Origin of the sequence: Micromonospora costi (assembly GCF_003626655.1) — a bacterium.
Lineage (GTDB): Bacteria > Actinomycetota > Actinomycetes > Mycobacteriales > Micromonosporaceae > Micromonospora > Micromonospora costi.
In genome coordinates, this window is sequence record NZ_RBAN01000001.1 from 1,300,341 (window position 1) to 1,315,459 (window position 15,119).

The 15,119-nt window shown below is 74.7% G+C and carries 14 protein-coding genes; 3 read left to right on the forward strand and 11 right to left on the reverse strand.

Features of this window, described 5'->3' with window-relative positions; genetic code table 11:
* The first annotated feature begins 9 nt into the window (after positions 1 to 9).
* Both hutI and hutH read left to right on the forward strand, forming a co-directional pair.
* Positions 10 to 1,254: an imidazolonepropionase gene (gene hutI, locus D7193_RS05860; protein WP_120779284.1), complete on the forward strand. Its 1,245-nt coding sequence runs from the start codon at positions 10 to 12 to the stop codon at positions 1,252 to 1,254.
* Positions 1,251 to 2,789, forward strand: a complete 1,539-nt coding sequence (gene hutH / locus D7193_RS05865) for a histidine ammonia-lyase (protein ID WP_120778292.1) — start codon at positions 1,251 to 1,253, stop codon at positions 2,787 to 2,789. Before hutI ends, hutH begins: the two co-directional genes overlap by 4 nt.
* Before the next feature lie 47 nt (positions 2,790 to 2,836).
* Here hutH and rdgB read toward each other — a convergent pair whose 3' ends face one another.
* The 11 genes from rdgB to D7193_RS05920 form a co-directional block, all read right to left on the reverse strand.
* Positions 2,837 to 3,454 carry an RdgB/HAM1 family non-canonical purine NTP pyrophosphatase gene (gene rdgB, locus D7193_RS05870; RefSeq protein WP_120778293.1) on the reverse strand — a complete coding sequence of 206 codons (618 nt, stop codon included), beginning with the start codon at positions 3,452 to 3,454 and terminating at the stop codon, positions 2,837 to 2,839.
* A complete protein-coding gene (gene rph / locus D7193_RS05875) occupies positions 3,451 to 4,176 on the reverse strand; it encodes a ribonuclease PH (RefSeq protein WP_120778294.1) in 726 nt (241 codons plus the stop codon). The genes rdgB and rph overlap by 4 nt, the downstream gene beginning before the upstream one ends.
* Positions 4,177 to 4,289: 113 nt before the next feature.
* Positions 4,290 to 5,447 (reverse strand): glycosyltransferase, encoded by a 1,158-nt coding sequence (locus tag D7193_RS05880; RefSeq protein WP_120778295.1) that lies wholly within the window; start codon positions 5,445 to 5,447, stop codon positions 4,290 to 4,292.
* Positions 5,444 to 6,592, reverse strand: coding sequence for a glycosyltransferase family 4 protein (locus D7193_RS05885; protein WP_120778296.1), 1,149 nt, complete (start codon positions 6,590 to 6,592; stop codon positions 5,444 to 5,446). The genes D7193_RS05880 and D7193_RS05885 overlap by 4 nt, the downstream gene beginning before the upstream one ends.
* A gap of 102 nt (positions 6,593 to 6,694) precedes the next feature.
* Positions 6,695 to 7,438: an MBL fold metallo-hydrolase gene (locus tag D7193_RS05890; RefSeq protein ID WP_120778297.1), complete on the reverse strand. Its 744-nt coding sequence runs from the start codon at positions 7,436 to 7,438 to the stop codon at positions 6,695 to 6,697.
* Positions 7,439 to 7,741: 303 nt separating this feature from the next.
* Positions 7,742 to 8,707: a PLP-dependent cysteine synthase family protein gene (locus D7193_RS05895; RefSeq protein WP_120778298.1), complete on the reverse strand. Its 966-nt coding sequence runs from the start codon at positions 8,705 to 8,707 to the stop codon at positions 7,742 to 7,744.
* A gap of 10 nt (positions 8,708 to 8,717) precedes the next feature.
* The gene (locus D7193_RS05900; protein ID WP_120778299.1) at positions 8,718 to 9,074 is read right to left on the reverse strand and encodes a MoaD family protein; all 357 of its coding nucleotides are present in this window, start codon (positions 9,072 to 9,074) and stop codon (positions 8,718 to 8,720) included.
* 59 nt (positions 9,075 to 9,133) lie between these two features.
* The gene (locus D7193_RS05905; protein ID WP_120778300.1) at positions 9,134 to 9,622 is read right to left on the reverse strand and encodes a M67 family metallopeptidase; all 489 of its coding nucleotides are present in this window, start codon (positions 9,620 to 9,622) and stop codon (positions 9,134 to 9,136) included.
* Between the two features lie 48 nt (positions 9,623 to 9,670).
* Positions 9,671 to 10,171, reverse strand: a complete 501-nt coding sequence (locus tag D7193_RS05910; protein ID WP_174242596.1) for a DUF2017 domain-containing protein — start codon at positions 10,169 to 10,171, stop codon at positions 9,671 to 9,673.
* A gap of 61 nt (positions 10,172 to 10,232) precedes the next feature.
* Positions 10,233 to 10,523, reverse strand: coding sequence for an ATP-dependent Clp protease adapter ClpS (clpS, locus tag D7193_RS05915; RefSeq protein WP_120778302.1), 291 nt, complete (start codon positions 10,521 to 10,523; stop codon positions 10,233 to 10,235).
* A gap of 148 nt (positions 10,524 to 10,671) precedes the next feature.
* Positions 10,672 to 12,225 carry a P-loop NTPase family protein gene (locus D7193_RS05920; RefSeq protein WP_120778303.1) on the reverse strand — a complete coding sequence of 518 codons (1,554 nt, stop codon included), beginning with the start codon at positions 12,223 to 12,225 and terminating at the stop codon, positions 10,672 to 10,674.
* 201 nt (positions 12,226 to 12,426) lie between these two features.
* Between D7193_RS05920 and D7193_RS05925 the strand changes: the two genes are divergently transcribed.
* Complete coding sequence (locus D7193_RS05925; protein WP_120778304.1) at positions 12,427 to 15,105, forward strand: helix-turn-helix transcriptional regulator; 2,679 nt, start codon at positions 12,427 to 12,429, stop codon at positions 15,103 to 15,105.
* Positions 15,106 to 15,119 lie beyond the last annotated feature (14 nt).

The window sequence follows — 15,119 nt, forward strand, 5'->3', positions numbered from 1 at the left end:
ACCCGGCCGGTGCGACCGGGCGATTCGGCGCGGCCGGCCGTCCGCAACAGCGGCAGTCTGCTCGTGGACAACATCGGGGAGCTGGTCACCAACGCCTTCGGCAACGGCGAGGGCGGGCCGCTTGGCATCTACCGCGACGCCGCCCTGCTGGTGGAGGACGGGCTGGTCGCCTGGGTGGGGTCGGCCCGGGGCGCGCCGGCCGCCGACCGCCGCATCGACGCGGACGGGGCGGCCGTGCTGCCCGGTTTCGTGGACAGCCACGCGCACCTGGTCTTCGCGGGCGACCGGGCCGCCGAGTTCGCGGCGCGCATGGCCGGCGAGCCGTACACCGGCGGCGGGATCCGCACCACGGTCGGCGCCACCCGGGCGGCCAGCGACGACGCGCTGCGCGCCACGGTGCGCCGGCTGCGCGGGGAGGCGCTGCGGCAGGGCACCACCACCATCGAGATCAAGAGCGGGTACGGCCTCACGGTCGCCGACGAGGCCCGTTCGCTGCGCATCGCCGGAGAGTTCAGCGAGGAGACCACGTTCCTCGGGGCGCACGTGGTCCCGCCCGAGTACGCCGACCGCCCCGACGACTACGTGGGGATGGTCTGCGGGCCGATGCTGGCCGCCGCCGCCCCGCACGCGCGCTGGATCGACGTGTTCTGCGAGCGGGGCGCCTTCGACGTCGACCACGCCCGCGCGATCCTCGCCTGCGGGCAGGCCGTCGGGCTGGGCGTACGGGTGCACGCCAACCAGCTCGGCCCCGGCCCCGGCGTGCAGCTCGGTGTGGAACTCGGCGCGGCCAGCGTCGACCACTGCACCCACCTGTCCGACGCCGACGTCGACGCGCTCGCCTCGCACACGATCGACTGCATGTGCATGGAGGGCCGCCACACCAGCACCGTGGCCACGCTGCTGCCCGGCGCCGAGTTCTCCACGCGGTCGCCGTACCCCGACGCCCGGCGGCTGCTCGACGCCGGGGTGACCGTGGCGCTGGCCACCGACTGCAACCCCGGCTCGTCGTACACCTCGTCGATGCCGTTCTGCATCGCCCTCGCCGTCCGCGAGATGCGGATGACCCCGGCGGCGGCGGTCTGGGCCGCGACCGCCGGCGGCGCCCGGGCGCTGCGCCGCGACGACATCGGGGTGCTGCGTCCAGGCGCCCGCGCCGACCTCGTCGTCCTCGACGCCCCGTCCCACCTGCACCTGGCTTACCGGCCCGGTGTGCCCCTCGTCCGCAAGGTCCTGCACAACGGAGTTCCGCAATGACGACCGTATCCATCCAGCCCAGCGGGGTCTCCCCCGCCGACGTCCTCGCCGTGGCCCGCGGCTCGGCCAAGGTCGTGCTCGACCCGGCCGCCGTGGAGGCGATGGCGGCCAGCCGGTCGATCGTGGACGGCATCGAGGCGGCCGGGAGGCCGGTCTACGGGGTCTCCACCGGGTTCGGTGCCCTCGCCAACACGTTCGTCGCCCCGGAGCGCCGCGCCGAACTCCAGCACGCGCTGATCCGCTCGCACGCGGCCGGCGTGGGCGCGCCCATGCCGCGCGAGGTGGTCCGGGCCATGATGCTGCTGCGCGTCCGTTCCCTCGCCATGGGCCGCTCCGGTGTCCGGCCGCTGGTCGCCGAGGCCCTCGTCGACCTGCTCAACCACGACATCACCCCGTGGGTGCCGGAGCACGGCTCGCTCGGCGCCTCCGGCGACCTGGCGCCGCTGGCGCACTGCGCGGTGGTGCTGCTGGGCGAGGGCTGGGTGCTCGGCCCGGCCGGCGAGCGCGTCGACGCGGCCGGGGCGCTGCGCCAGGCGGGCCTGGCCCCGATCGCGCTGGCCGCCAAGGAGGGGCTGGCGCTGATCAACGGCACCGACGGCATGCTCGGGATGCTGCTGCTCGCCCTGCACGACGCCGCCCACCTGTTCACGATGGCCGACGTGACCGCCGCGCTGGCCATCGAGGCGATGCTCGGGTCCGAGCGGCCGTTCCTTCCCGAACTGCACGCCATCCGCCCGCACCCCGGCCAGGCCGCGTCGGCCGCGAACATCCACCGGCTGCTCCAGGACTCCCGGGTGATGGACTCGCACCGCGACGACCTGGCGCACGCCGTGCAGGACGCGTACTCGATGCGCTGCGCGCCGCAGGTGGCCGGCGCCGCCCGGGACACGCTGGAGTTCGCCGCCACGGTGGCGGGCCGCGAACTGCTCTCCGTGGTCGACAACCCGGTGGTGCTGCCGGACGGCCGGGTCGAGTCGACCGGCAACTTCCACGGCGCGCCGCTCGGTTTCGCGGCTGACTACCTGGCCATCGCCGCCGCCGAGGTGGGGGCGATCGCCGAGCGGCGGGTCGACCGCCTGCTGGACGTCACCCGCTCCCGGGACCTGCCGGCGTTCCTGTCGCCGGACGCCGGCGTCAACTCGGGGCTGATGATCGCCCAGTACACGGCCGCCGGCATCGTCGCGGAGAACCGCCGGCTCGCGGCGCCCGCCTCGGTGGACTCGCTGCCCACCAGCGGCATGCAGGAGGACCACGTCTCGATGGGCTGGGCGGCCACCAAGAAGCTGCGCACGGTGCTGGACAACCTGACCAGCGTCCTCGCCGTCGAACTGCTGGCCGCCGTACGCGGGCTCCAGCTCCGCGCCCCGCTCACGCCGTCGCCGGCCGGGCGGGCCGCGGTCGAGGCGCTCGGTGGGGCCGCCGGCGAACCCGGCCCGGACGTGTTCCTCGCGCCGCTCATGGAGACCGCGCGGGAGGTGCTGCGCGGCCCAGGGCTGCGTGCGGCGATCGAGCGGCAGATCGGCCCGCTGAGCTGAGCCCGCCGCCCCGGTGCGGCCGTCGCAGGTGGACGGCCGCACCCGGGTCAGTCTGCGGGCGGGAGGACCTTGGCGATCAGCTTGGCCAGCTCGCGCAGCGCCTTGCCACGGTGGCTGACGGCGTCCTTCTCCTCCGGCGTCAGTTCGGCGTTGGTCCGGGTCTGCCCATCACCCATGAAGATCGGGTCGTAGCCGAAGCCGCCGTCGCCGCGCGGGGCGCGCAGCAGGCGGCCGGGCTGCCGGCCGTCGACCAGGTGCTCCTTGCCACCGGGCAGCACCAGCGCCACGGTGCAGACGAACGAGGCGGTGCGGTGCTCGTCCGGCAGGTCGGCGATCTGGTCGAGCAGCAGCTGGAGGTTGGCGTGGTCGTCGCCGTGCCTGCCGGACCAGCGGGCGCTGAACACGCCGGGCATGCCGCCCATCGCGTCCACGGCCAGACCGGAGTCGTCGGCGACGGTGGGCAGCCCCGTCCGGCGGAAGCCCTCCCGCGCCTTGATCAGCGCGTTCTCGCCGAACGTGAGGCCGGTCTCCGGCAGCTCCGGGTACTCCTCGACGTCGTCGAGACCGAGCAGGGCGATCCGGTGCGCACCGAGCGCACCGTCGAGGATCCGCTGGAGTTCCACCAGCTTCTTCTGGTTACGGGTGGCGAGCAGCACCTTGTTCATGAGAGAGCCTTCCGCTGGGCTTCGGCCAGGTCCGCGCAGCCCGCCACACCCAGGTCGAGCAGGGCGTCGAGCTGACTCCGGGGAAACACGCCGGCCTCCCCGGTGCCCTGCACCTCGACGAAGTCGCCGGTGCCGGTGCAGACCACGTTCATGTCGACCTCGGCGGCCACGTCCTCGGCGTAGCAGAGGTCCAGCCGGGCCTCCCCCTCGATGATCCCGACGCTCACCGCGGCCACCGACCGGTGCATCACGGCGGCCGGCTTGCCGGCCAGCGCCTTGCGCTCGGCGAGCCAGGTGACCGCGTCGTAAAGGGCCACGTAGGCGCCCGTGATGGCCGCCGTACGGGTGCCGCCGTCGGCCTGGAGCACGTCGCAGTCGAGCACGATCGAGTTCTCGCCGAGCGCCTTGAGGTCGACGCACGCGCGCAGGCTCCGGCCGATCAACCGGGAGATCTCATGCGTACGCCCGCCGATGCGGCCCTTGACGCTCTCCCGGTCCGAGCGGGTGTTCGTGGCCCGCGGCAGCATCGCGTACTCGGCGGTGACCCAGCCGAGGCCGGACCCCTTCCGCCAGCGGGGCACCCCCTCGGTCACGCTCGCAGTGCAGAGCACCCGGGTCGCGCCGAACTCGACGAGCACCGAGCCCTCCGGGTGGGTGCTCCAGCCCCGGGTCAGCGTCACCGGTCGGAGTTGGTCGGGCCGTCGCCCGTCGGGTCGTGCCATGCCTGCACCCTATGCGGTGCCCCAGACGGGCGCGCGCGGGTGTCCCGACCCGGACGACCGGGCCGTGACCCGGCCGGCCCCGGCGCGTCAGGCGTGCAGGCCGGTTCGGCGTGTCAGGCCGGGGCGGGCGGGCGTACCGGTTCGGCGTCGTGCATCCGCAGGAACCCCGACACCGCGGCGGGCCAGCCGAACTCCTCCGCACGGGCCCGCGCCGCCCGGCGTCGCTCCGCCTCGGGCCGGGCCAGCAACCGCCGTACCGCCGCGGCGACGGCCTCCGCCGAGCCCTCCGCGGCCAGTCCGGCCGTACCGACCACCTCGGGCAACGCGCTGGCGGCGTTGACGACCACCGGGGTGCCGCACGCCAGCGCCTCCAGCCCGGCCAGCCCGAAGGTCTCCACGGGCCCGGGTGCGAGCACCACGTCGGCGCTGGCCAGCAACGCGGCGACGGCGAGCCGGTCGGGCAGGAAACCGGTGAAGGTGACCGGCAGCCCGGCGGCGCGGCGCCGCAGCGCCGGCCGCATCGGGCCGTCGCCGGCCATCACGAGCACCGCCGGCACGCCCGCCCGGCGCAGCGCGGCGAGCGCGTCCACGGCCAGCTCCGGGCGCTTCTCCCGGGACAGCCGGGCGCAGTGCACCAACAGCAGCTCGCCGCGGTCGGCGTACCGCTCCCGCACGGCGGGATCGGCCCGGTCGGGACCGAACGTGGCCAGGTCGACCCCGAGCGGCACCAGGTCGACGTTGCGCGCGCCGATCCGGGCGAACTCCTCGGCGGCCCACCGGGTGGTGCAGACGATCCGGTCGTACGCCCCGGCGGTGCGACCGTTGAACCGGTCGGCGAGCGGCCGGCGCAGCGCGTCCGGCACCCCCCACTGGCCGAGCAGGCCGGTCAGCGACTCGTGCGACACCATCACCGACGGCACCCCGTGCGCCCGGGCCCAGTCGCCGGTCCACCGCAGGGTGAACCGGTCGGAGACCTCCAGGCGGTCCGGCGCGAGCGTGTCGAGCAGCCGGGCGAGCCGACGCCGCGCGGTGAGCAGCCGATACCCGCCGCTGGCCGGCAGCTCCGGACCGGCCAGGGTGATCACCCGCCCCCAGGGATGCTGCTCGTCGGCGTCGCGCCGCCCCGGTACGACCAGCACCGGCTCGTGGCCCGCCTCGCGGTAGCCCACCCCGAGCTGGTGGAGCGCGGTCCGCAGCCCGCCGGACCGCGCGGTCACGAAGTTCGCCAGCCGGACGATGCGCAGTCCCGCGGCGGGGGCCGGACCGGTCACGACGCGGCGGGCAGGGTCGCGGCGGCCGCGCCGGCGCGTACCGCCTCGTAGTGCCCGATCAGCTCGTCGCCCACGGCGGACCAGCTACGCCGGCGCACGGCGGCCCGGGCGGCCCGCCCGTACGCGGTGCGGCGCTCCTCGTCCGCGCCCAGTGTGGCCACCGCGGCCGCCAGCGCGCTCCCGTCGCCGGGCGGCACCAGCAGCCCGGTCACTCCCGACTCCACGAGGTCCACCGGTCCCCCGGCGGCGGGGGCCACCACGGGGACGCCGCTGGCCAGCGCCTCCTGCACGGTCTGGCCGAAGGTCTCGTGCGGGCCGGTGTGCACGAACACGTCCAGGCTGGCGTAGAGCCGCGCCAGGTCCTCGCCGTGCTGCACCCCGAGGAAGGTGACCCGGGGCAGGGCCCGCGCCAGTTGCCTCCGGGCCGGGCCGTCGCCGACCACCACCACCCGGACGCCGGGCAGCGCCGACGCCTCCGCCAGCAGGTCGACCCGCTTCTCCGGGGCGAGGCGGCCGACGTAGCCGACCAGCAGCTCACCGTTCGGGGCGAGGCGGGCACGCAGGTCCTCGGACCGCTTCGCCGGCTGGAACCGCTCCGCGTCCACGCCGCGCCGCCACAGCCAGATCCGCTGCACCCCGTTCGCGATCAGGTCGGCGGCGGCCCGGGTGGAGGGCGCGAGGGTGCGGTCCACCGAGTTGTGGATCTCCCGCAGCCGCCGCCAGGCGGCCGTCTCACCCCAGCCGAGGCGGTAGGCGCGGGCGTACGACGCCACGTCGGTCTGGTACACGGCCACCGTGGGCAGCCCGTGCCGCACGGCCAGCGTCGCGGCGCGGGCGCCCAGGACGAACGGGCTGGCCAGGTGGACGACGTCCGGCGCGTGCCCGAGCAGTTCCCCGGTCAGGCGGGTGGTGGTGGGCACACCGAGGCGGAACCCCTGGTACCGGGGCATCGGCACGCTCGGGATGCGCACCACCGGGTAGGGGTGCTCACCGGTCTCCTGCCGGGCGGCCGCGCCGGGCGGCGCGGGTGCGATGACCAGCGGCTCGTGGCCGCGGGCGACCAGGTGTTCGGCGGCCCGGACGACGGAGTGCGCGACGCCGTTCACGTCCGGCGGGAACGACTCGGTCACGATGGCGATCCGCATGCCCACACCGTGCGGGTGCCACGGGTGCGCGAGACGACCGGATGCTGACCGGTCGGCGAACAATACGGCAAGACCCGGTCCCTCCGGGTGCCGCCGCGGAGGTCAGATGTCGTAGCTCGCGCCGGCCCGGACGACCTCGAGCGGGCCGGCGTACGCGGCGGCGGCTGACTCGACCGTGTGGGCCTCGCTGCCCCAGGCGGCCACCAGGTGGGTGAGCAGCAGGCGGCCCACGCCCGCCTTGGTCGCCGCCTCGCCCGCCTCCCGGCCGGTGAGGTGCAGGTCCGGAGGGTTCTCCACGCCGTCGAGGTAGCTGGCCTCGCAGAGGAAGACGTCCGCGTCCTGAGCGAGCCGCAGCAGCGCGTCGCAGGGGGCGGTGTCGGACGAGTAGCACAGCACCCGGCCGTCGTGCTCCAGCCGCACCCCGTACGTCTCGACGGGATGGTTGACCCGGTCGACCGTGACGGTGAGCGGGCCGATCGGGAAGGTGCCGGGTTGCAGGCCGTAGAACTGGTAGACGTCATCCATCGAGCCGTCGTCGCCGTAGGCGGCCGTGAGGCGGTCGGGCGCCCCGGACGGGGCGTACACCGGCATGGGCGGGTACGGGCCGTCGGGCGCGTACCGGCGGACCACCACGTACGTCACGGCGTCGAGGATGTGGTCGCAGTGCAGGTGGGTGAGGAGGATGGCGTCGGGCGCGTGCAGGCCCGCGTAGCGCTGGAGGCTGGACAGCGATCCCGAGCCGAAGTCGACCAGCAGCCGGAAGCCGTCGGCCTCCACCAGGTAGGCGGAGCAGGGGGCCTCCGGTCCGGGGAAACTTCCCGCGCAGCCCAGGACGGTCAGTCGCATCGAGTCGGCTCGCCGTCACGTTGCGTAGTCGCCCCGCCGGTCGCCGCTCGGCGCATGATCTCTACCGACGCGTACGCCACGCTGCGCAGCCTACGCCGGCACGCGGGGACGCAAGAATCATCCGTTGGAACTTGTCACCAAGGTGACACCCACGGCGCGTTGTGGACGACAGGTTCCCGCGATCCGCGCCGGAACGCGTCGCCGTCGCGCTCCGTGAGGGCCCGCGACACGGAACCGCCGCCCGCCGACCTGTGGAGGCGGCGGGCGGCGGACACGGACGGAACCGGCCGGACGGGCCCGGGCTCACGCCCAGAGCTGCCCCTCGAGCGCCTCCTCGGCGTCGGCCAGAGTGCCGCCGTACGCGCCGGTGCTGAGGTACTTCCAGCCCCCGTCGGCGACCACGAACGCCACGTCGGCCCGGCGGCCCTCGCGTACCGCCTCGTGCGCCACGGCCAGCGCCGCGTGCAGGATCGCGCCGGTGGAGAAGCCGGCGAAGATGCCCTCGACCTCCACCAGCTGCCGCGTGCGCAGCACCGCGTCCCGCGTACCGACCGAGAACCGTCGGGACAGCACGCTGGCGTCGTACAGCTCGGGGACGTACCCCTCGTCGATGTTGCGCAGCCCGTAGACCAGCTCGCCGTACCGCGGCTCGGCGGCGACGACCTGGATCCCCTCGACCTTCTCCCGCAGGTAGCGCCCGGTGCCCATGAGCGTCCCCGTGGTGCCGAGGCCGGCCACGAAGTGCGTGATCGTGGGGAGGTCGTGCAGCAGCTCCGGCCCGGTCGTCTCGTAGTGCGCCCGGGCGTTCGCCTCGTTGCCGTACTGGTAGAGCATCACCCAGTCGGGGTGCTCCGCGGCGATCTGCTTCGCCGTGGCGACCGCCTGGTTCGAACCGCCGGCCGCCGGCGAAAAGATGATCTCGGCGCCGTACATCCGCAGCAGCTGAACCCGCTCGGTCGACACGTTCTCCGGCATCACGCAGACCAGCCGGTAGCCGCGCAGCTTCGCCACCATGGCGAGCGAGATGCCCGTGTTGCCGCTGGTCGGTTCGAGGATGGTGTCGCCCGGCCGGAGCCGGCCGGCCTCCTCGGCCGCCCGGACCATGAACAGCGCCGCCCGGTCCTTGATGCTGCCGGTCGGGTTCCGGTCCTCCAGTTTCGCCCAGAGCCGCACCGGCGGCGCCCCCTCGGGCACCGTCGGCGAGAGCCGCGGCAGACCGACGAGAGGCGTGCCGCCGCAGGCGTCGAGAAGGCTGTCGTACCGCGCCATGGCGGCTGCCTCAGCGGGCGGTGGACGCGCGACCGGGAGCCGCGGACGCGACCTTCTGCTGCGCGATCGCCGCGGCGGCCGCGAAGCCGAACGCGCCGCCGGCGACCGCCGGCAGGATGGTGACGCTGTCGCCGTCGTTCAGCTTGGCGTCCAGCGCACCGAGGAAGCGGACGTCCTCGTCGTTGACGTAGACGTTGACGAAGCGGTGCAGCGACCCGGCGTCGGTGACGAGGCGGGCCTTCAGGCCGCCGTGTCGGGAGTCAAGGTCGGTGAGCAGGTCGCTCAGGGTGTCGCCGGTGCCCTCGACGACCTTCGCGCCGCCGGTGTAGCTGCGCAGGATGGTGGGGATGCGAACCTCGATGGCCATGATGTCGTGCTCCTTGTGTGCCTGGTGACGGGACGTGGACGGGTGCTACGGCGCGGGGATCAGCGGCCGGAACACTCGTAGTCGACCGTCGCCGGGCTCTGCCCGAACATGTAGGACTGCACGGCGTGCTGGTCCACGGCGGCGTCGACGACCCGGACCGGTTCCTCGGTCACCACGCCGTCCACGATCCGGAAGGAACGGATCTCCTCCGTGTCGGGCTCCCGGGTGGAGATGAGCAGGTAGTGCGCGCCGGGCTCGCCGGCGAACGAGACGTCGGTGCGGGACGGGTACGCCTCGGTGGCGGTGTGCGAGTGGTAGATGACGACGGGCTCCTCGTCCCGGTCGTCCATCTCGCGCCACACCCGCAGCTGCTCCATCGAGTCGAACTCGTAGAACGTCATGGAGCGGGCGGCGTTCTCCATCGGGATGTGCCGGGTCGGGGTGTCGCTGCCGGCGGGGCCGGCGACGACGCCGCACGCCTCGTCCGGGTGGTCCCGGCGCGCGTGGGCCACGATCGCGTCGACGATCGACCGGTCGATGCTCAGCACGCGCTCAAGCCTAACGCCTGGCCGGCCCGGGCGGCGAAGTGGCGGCGGTCACGCCCCGTCGATCAGGGCGTTGAGCAGGGACTCCTGGAGATAGCCGAGATATGCGTAGACCGACAGTTGGAACACCCGGCTGGAGGTCGGATCCTCGGCGACCGCCTCGTCGAGCTCCTCGCCGAGGTCGGTCCCGTCCTTGATCTCCAGCCGGACGCCCATCGCGAGCCGGGCGTCGTTCAACGCCCGCAGCCACGCCTCGGCCGCCTCGGCGTCCAGCCGCACCTCGCCGCCGGCCTCACCGGGCAGCGCGGCGAGGATGGCGCCCGCCTGGTCGATCTTCGCGGTCTTGAGGTCGCCCTCGGTGTAGCGGCGGAACTCGGCGGTGCTCCTCGGGTCGTCCGGGTAGACCTCGGGGAAGAGCCGGCCCACCACCGGGTCGGAGTGGTCGAAGCCGTCGGTGAGCAGGCCCACCACCTCGGAGGCGACCTTGCGCAGGACCCGCACCTCGTCGACGGCGAACGTGGCCACGTAGCGGCCACTCTGCCGGTGGAACATGCTCACGGCGCCATCCCTGTTCGCGACTGCGGGGCTCGCAACACCGGCTCACTCCTCGCGCTCACGACCGGTCCACCGTCGCCCACAGCCCGTACGCGTGCAGCTGCGACGCGTCGTGTTCCATCCGCTCCCGCGCGCCTGTGGAGACGACGGCGCGGCCCTTGTGGTGTACGTCCAGCATCAGCTTCTCGGCCTTCTCCCTGCTGTAGCCGAAGAGCTTCTGGAAGACCCACGTCACGTACGTCATGAGGTTGACGGGGTCGTCCCAGACGATCGTCACCCACTGCCGGTCCGAGACCGGCACCTCTTCGGTGTCCGGCGTCTCGACCGGTGCAACCTGCGGAGCCGCCATGCCCCCCATCGTGCCACCGGTTTCCCGGAACCGAGGAACCGGAACGCCGGTCCGGCGTGGATCACCGTCGGCGGGCGGCCCCGACCCGCCGTTGCCGCGCCCGAGGGGTGGGCGGGCGGGCTCGGGGGGCCGGGGGGCGCGGACGCCGTCAGGCGAGCAGGATGCCGTGGTCGACCGCATCGGAGAGCACCGCACCGAGGCCCAGGCGGACGACCTCGAACCGCCGGGAGATCTCCCGGGACAGCTCCAGCTCGACCTCCCGCAGCGCCCGCTGCGCCCACGCCCGCGCCTGGTTGGCGTCGTTGTTGCCCGGACTGCGCCAGTGCTGCCAGCAGCCGCCGGAGAGGGCGACGGCGACCGGCGGGAGCACCTCGGCGCGGGCGGCACTGGGATAGCCCGCGAGGGCGTCGATCGCCCCGTCACCGCCGAGACCGGCCACCCCGGCCGTGCTGGTGACGAGCAGCACCCGGTCGAGTTCGCGGCCGGCCCGGTCCTCGGTGAGACCCCAGCGCATCGCCTTGACGACACGCCGGTCCACGCCGTCGGGCAGCGGCGAGCCGAAGACCCGGGCGACGGCGTCGTCGACGATCCCGCGTACGGCCCGGTCGCACTGGACGGTGGCCAGCAGCGACAACGCCTCCATCTCGCGGTCGAGGAGCTGGGGAAGCCCGGCACACCCGACGCCGAAGACGATCTCCTGGACGACCCGCAGGTGCACGTTCGCCAACTCCAGCGCGAGGTGCTGGCGGATGCGCTGGGCGCAGGTGCGGGTCTGCCGGTCGAGCCGCTCGGACCAGTCGCCCGGGTCGGCCGCGACCGGCACCCGGACGTGCTCGCCGGGAAGCTCCGGCGGGTCGGAACTGGCCCGGCGCAGGCCCTCGTCGGCGGCCCAGCCGACCAGCGCCCGGCGCAGGTCGGCCGCCGCGCCGCGGTGCAGCGCGAACCAGCGTGCCTCGGCGAGGCCGGGCACGGCGGAGAGCAACGCCGCCCGGTGCGCCTCCACGGTCACGGCGACCGGGTCGACCGTGGGGCCGGGTGAGGGGGACCCGGCCCCGGGCGGCGGGACGGACGCCCCCGCGTCCTCCGTCGGCGCCGTGCTGTCGGACCCGGACCAACCGGTCGAGCCCGGGGTGACCACGAAGAAGACCGCCACCGACGTCCGGGAGACCTCGGCGAGCAGGTTGAGCTCCGCGGCCGTGAACGCCTGGTCGGCGGCGATCACGAAGAGCAGCGCACCGGCCCGACCGGCCGCGTCGAGCAGCACCCGGACACCGGCGGTGCCCAGGGTGCCCGTGTCGGCCGTGTCGACCAGGGTGAAGTGACGCAGCAGTGGGTCGGGCAGGCCCAGCTCGACGCGGCGGGGCGGGCGGGCCAGCGCCGGGCCGGCCGCCGTGCGGTCGGCGCCGTAGGAGTGCGGCTGGCGGTAGCCCGGCACGTACGCGGCCCGGGTCGAGGTGGCCGAGTGACGCATCACCAGCCAGCTGCCGTCGGGCGCGCCGAGCAGAGCGGGATCGAGATCGAGCAGCGTGGCGAGCACGGCGCGCCGGCCGGCCTCGCCGGGGCCCACGGCGAGCACGCCGAGCGGCTCGTCGGGGCGGGGGTCGGTCACGCCGAGCCGGGTGGGCAGCGGCGTGCACCGCAGCAGGTCGCTCGGCCCGGGCATCTCGGACACGTCGACCGACGGGAGAGGACCCGGCTTCATCAGGGCGACCTCCCAGGACGGGCGGATCCGGCAGCACCGGCCGCGTGGAATGCCCGGTGCATCGCACCGGATGCCGGAAGACTACGAGCGGTCGGGGACCCGACCGGAACAGATTGGATACTCAGCGGTAATCGCGAGATTACTCAACTTCGGTGCGTGACGATCTGCACGCGGACCGATTTCGATGGATATGCTGCCGGGATGAGTCGGTGGAGTTTCGTCGGCCGAACAGATGAGCTCAACCGTCTCCTGTCGGCGGTGACCGGCACGGAGGGGCGGGGGCTCTTCTTCAGCGGCAGCGCGGGCATCGGCAAGAGCCGGCTGCTCCGCGAGGGGGTGGCGGCGCTGCCCACCGACCGGTACGCCATCTGGTCGATCGCGGCCAGCGCGACCACCGCGACCCTACCCTTCGGCGGGCTGGTGCAGGTGCTCCCGGCCGAGCAACCGCAGGGCCTGTCACCGGCCGGCACCCTGCGCTGGGCGCTGGACGTGCTCCAGCAGCAGGCGGCCGGGCGCCGCATCGTGCTCGCCGTCGACGACGCCCACCTGCTCGACCCGCCGTCCGCCGCGCTGGTGCACCTCGTGGCCCGCGCCGACAACGCCACCGTCATCGGCACGCTCCGCGACGGCGAGCAGATCCCGCTGCCGATCCGGGCACTCTGGACCGACGACCTGGTCGACAAGGCCGAGCTGAGCCCGATGGCGCCGGCCGAGACCGCCGGGCTGCTCGCCGCGATCCTCGACGGGCCGGTCGACGCCGGATCCGCCGACCGGCTCGGGCGGCTCTCCGCGGGCAACCCGCTGCTGCTGCGCGAGCTGGTCCACGCCGCCTCCGGCAGCGAGGAGCTGACCCGGACGTACGGGATCTGGAAGTGGACCGGCCGGCTGGAGCTGGCGCCCAACCTCACCGACCTCATCGACACCCGCATCGGCCAGCTCACGCCCGGCGTGCGGGCGGTGGTGGAGCTGGTCGCGTTCGGCGAGCCGCTCGGCCTGCACCTGCTCAACCAGGCCGTCGACCCCGACGACGTGGAGGTCGCCGAGGAGCGCGGCCTCATCTCGGTGATCCGGCACGACCGGCGCACCAACGTCCGGCTGGCCCACCCGCTCTACGGCGAGATCATGCGTCGCCGCTGCCCGGTCAGCCGTACGCGTCGCCTCCAGGCCCACCTCGCCGAACTGCTGGAGCGGGTCGGCAAGCGGCGGCGCGACGACGTGCTCCGGGTGGCGGTGTGGCGGCTCGACTCCGGCACCGCGCAGGACGCCGCGCTCCTGGTCGACGCGGCCGGGCAGGCGTTCAGCCGCTACGACGTACCGCTGGCGACCCGGCTGGCCCGCGCGGCGCTCGACGCCGGCGGCGGGTTCGACGCGGCCGAGCTGCTCGCCACCATCCTGATGTTCGCCGACCGTCCGGAGGAGGCGATCGAGGTGCTCGACGCCGTCTCCCCCGACACCACCGACGACCAGCGGTTCAGCCGTTGGCTGACGGTGCGCGGGATGGTCACCTACTGGGGGCTCAGCCGGGAGTCCACCGTGGAGGAGATCGCGGCGCGGGCGGGCAGCCTCACCGACTCCGCCGACCAGGCCCGGATCCGCGCGTTCGAGGCCATCATGCGGTTGCACCGGCTCGACACGGCCACCGCGCTGCGGCTCAGCCAGGGTGTGCTGGACCGCCCCGCCGCCAGCGTCGCCGCCCGCGAGCTGGCCCGGTCGACGATCGCCTACCTGCAGGCCGCGCAGGGGCAACTGCGGCGAAGCGCCACCGCCATCGCGCAGGTGCACTCGGAGGCGGCCCGCTGGCGGGCCGACATGCCGTACCTGCAACTCGCCCTCGAACTGGCCCGCGGCACCCGGCTCACCCTCGCCGGCGACCTGGCCGGCATCGACGCGATCGCGGCCGACGAGTTCGCCGACCTGGCCGGCGCGGGAGACTTCCGGCTCGGCACCGGCTACCTGGCCATTCTCCAGGCGTACGCGGCGCGGCTGCGCGGCCAGAGCGACGTGGCGCTGCGCACCAGCCTCGGCGCCTGCGCGGTGCTGGCCACCAGCCGGGTCTACGCCGGGCTCGCGCAGGCCGAGCGGGCGCAGGCGGCGGCGCTGCGCGGTGACGCGGCGCAGGCGGCCGAGGCGATGGCCGAGGCCGACCGCACCCAGGCGCCCGGCATGGCGGTGCTCTACCCCTGGCTGGAGCAGGCGCGGGGCGCGGCGCTGGCCGCGGCCGGTGACCTGCCCGGTGCCGTGAAGCAGCTCACCGAGCTGGTCGACCGGCTCCGCGCGGACGGTTTCGCCGGCCACGAGGTGCACGTCCTGCACGACCTGGTGCGGCTCGACCAGGCGGCTCTGCAGGTCGGCCCCACCTGCTCCGACGGCAGCCGCCGTACGATCGCCCAGCGCCTCACCGAACTGTCCGAACGGGTCGACGGCGACCTGCCGCCGCTGCTGGCCCGGCACGCGCGGGCCGCCATGGCCGGCGACGCGGCCGACCTGCTCGCGGTCGCCGCCGAGTTCGCCGCACGGGACCTGAACGTGTTCGCGGCCGAGGCCACCGCCGCCGCCCTGCACCGGCTGCGGCACGAGCGGCCGGCCGCCGCCGGTGAGGCCCGGGAGCGCCTCGCCGCGCTGCTCAACCGTTGCGACATGATCCGCACCCCGGCGTTGCGGGCCGGGATGCCCGCGCTGACGGAGCGGGAGTGGGAGGTGGCCCGGCTCGCCGCGCAGGGCACCACCAGCAAGGCCATCGCGGAGAAGCTCTACCTGTCCACCCGCACCGTCGAGAACCACCTCCAGCGCGTCTACGCGAAGCTCGGCGTCGCCGGCCGGGCCGAGCTGCGGGCGGCGCTGCGCGCGATCCCGGGCCACGAGGGCGGGAATGTCGGGTGAACTCTAGGCTGGGG

Bases quoted from the DNA above. Each gene is read 5' to 3' on its own strand.
- hutH (WP_120778292.1), top strand. From the start codon at position 1,251: ATGACGACCGTATCCATCCAGCCCAGCGGGGTCTCCCCCGCCGACGTC.
- rdgB (WP_120778293.1), bottom strand. From the start codon at position 3,454: ATGAACAAGGTGCTGCTCGCCACCCGTAACCAGAAGAAGCTGGTGGAA.
- rph (WP_120778294.1), bottom strand. From the start codon at position 4,176: ATGGCACGACCCGACGGGCGACGGCCCGACCAACTCCGACCGGTGACG.
- D7193_RS05885 (WP_120778296.1), bottom strand. From the start codon at position 6,592: ATGCGGATCGCCATCGTGACCGAGTCGTTCCCGCCGGACGTGAACGGC.
- D7193_RS05890 (WP_120778297.1), bottom strand. From the start codon at position 7,438: ATGCGACTGACCGTCCTGGGCTGCGCGGGAAGTTTCCCCGGACCGGAG.
- D7193_RS05895 (WP_120778298.1), bottom strand. From the start codon at position 8,707: ATGGCGCGGTACGACAGCCTTCTCGACGCCTGCGGCGGCACGCCTCTC.
- D7193_RS05900 (WP_120778299.1), bottom strand. From the start codon at position 9,074: ATGGCCATCGAGGTTCGCATCCCCACCATCCTGCGCAGCTACACCGGC.
- D7193_RS05910 (WP_174242596.1), bottom strand. From the start codon at position 10,171: ATGTTCCACCGGCAGAGTGGCCGCTACGTGGCCACGTTCGCCGTCGAC.
- clpS (WP_120778302.1), bottom strand. From the start codon at position 10,523: ATGGCGGCTCCGCAGGTTGCACCGGTCGAGACGCCGGACACCGAAGAG.
- D7193_RS05920 (WP_120778303.1), bottom strand. From the start codon at position 12,225: ATGAAGCCGGGTCCTCTCCCGTCGGTCGACGTGTCCGAGATGCCCGGG.
- D7193_RS05925 (WP_120778304.1), top strand. From the start codon at position 12,427: ATGAGTCGGTGGAGTTTCGTCGGCCGAACAGATGAGCTCAACCGTCTC.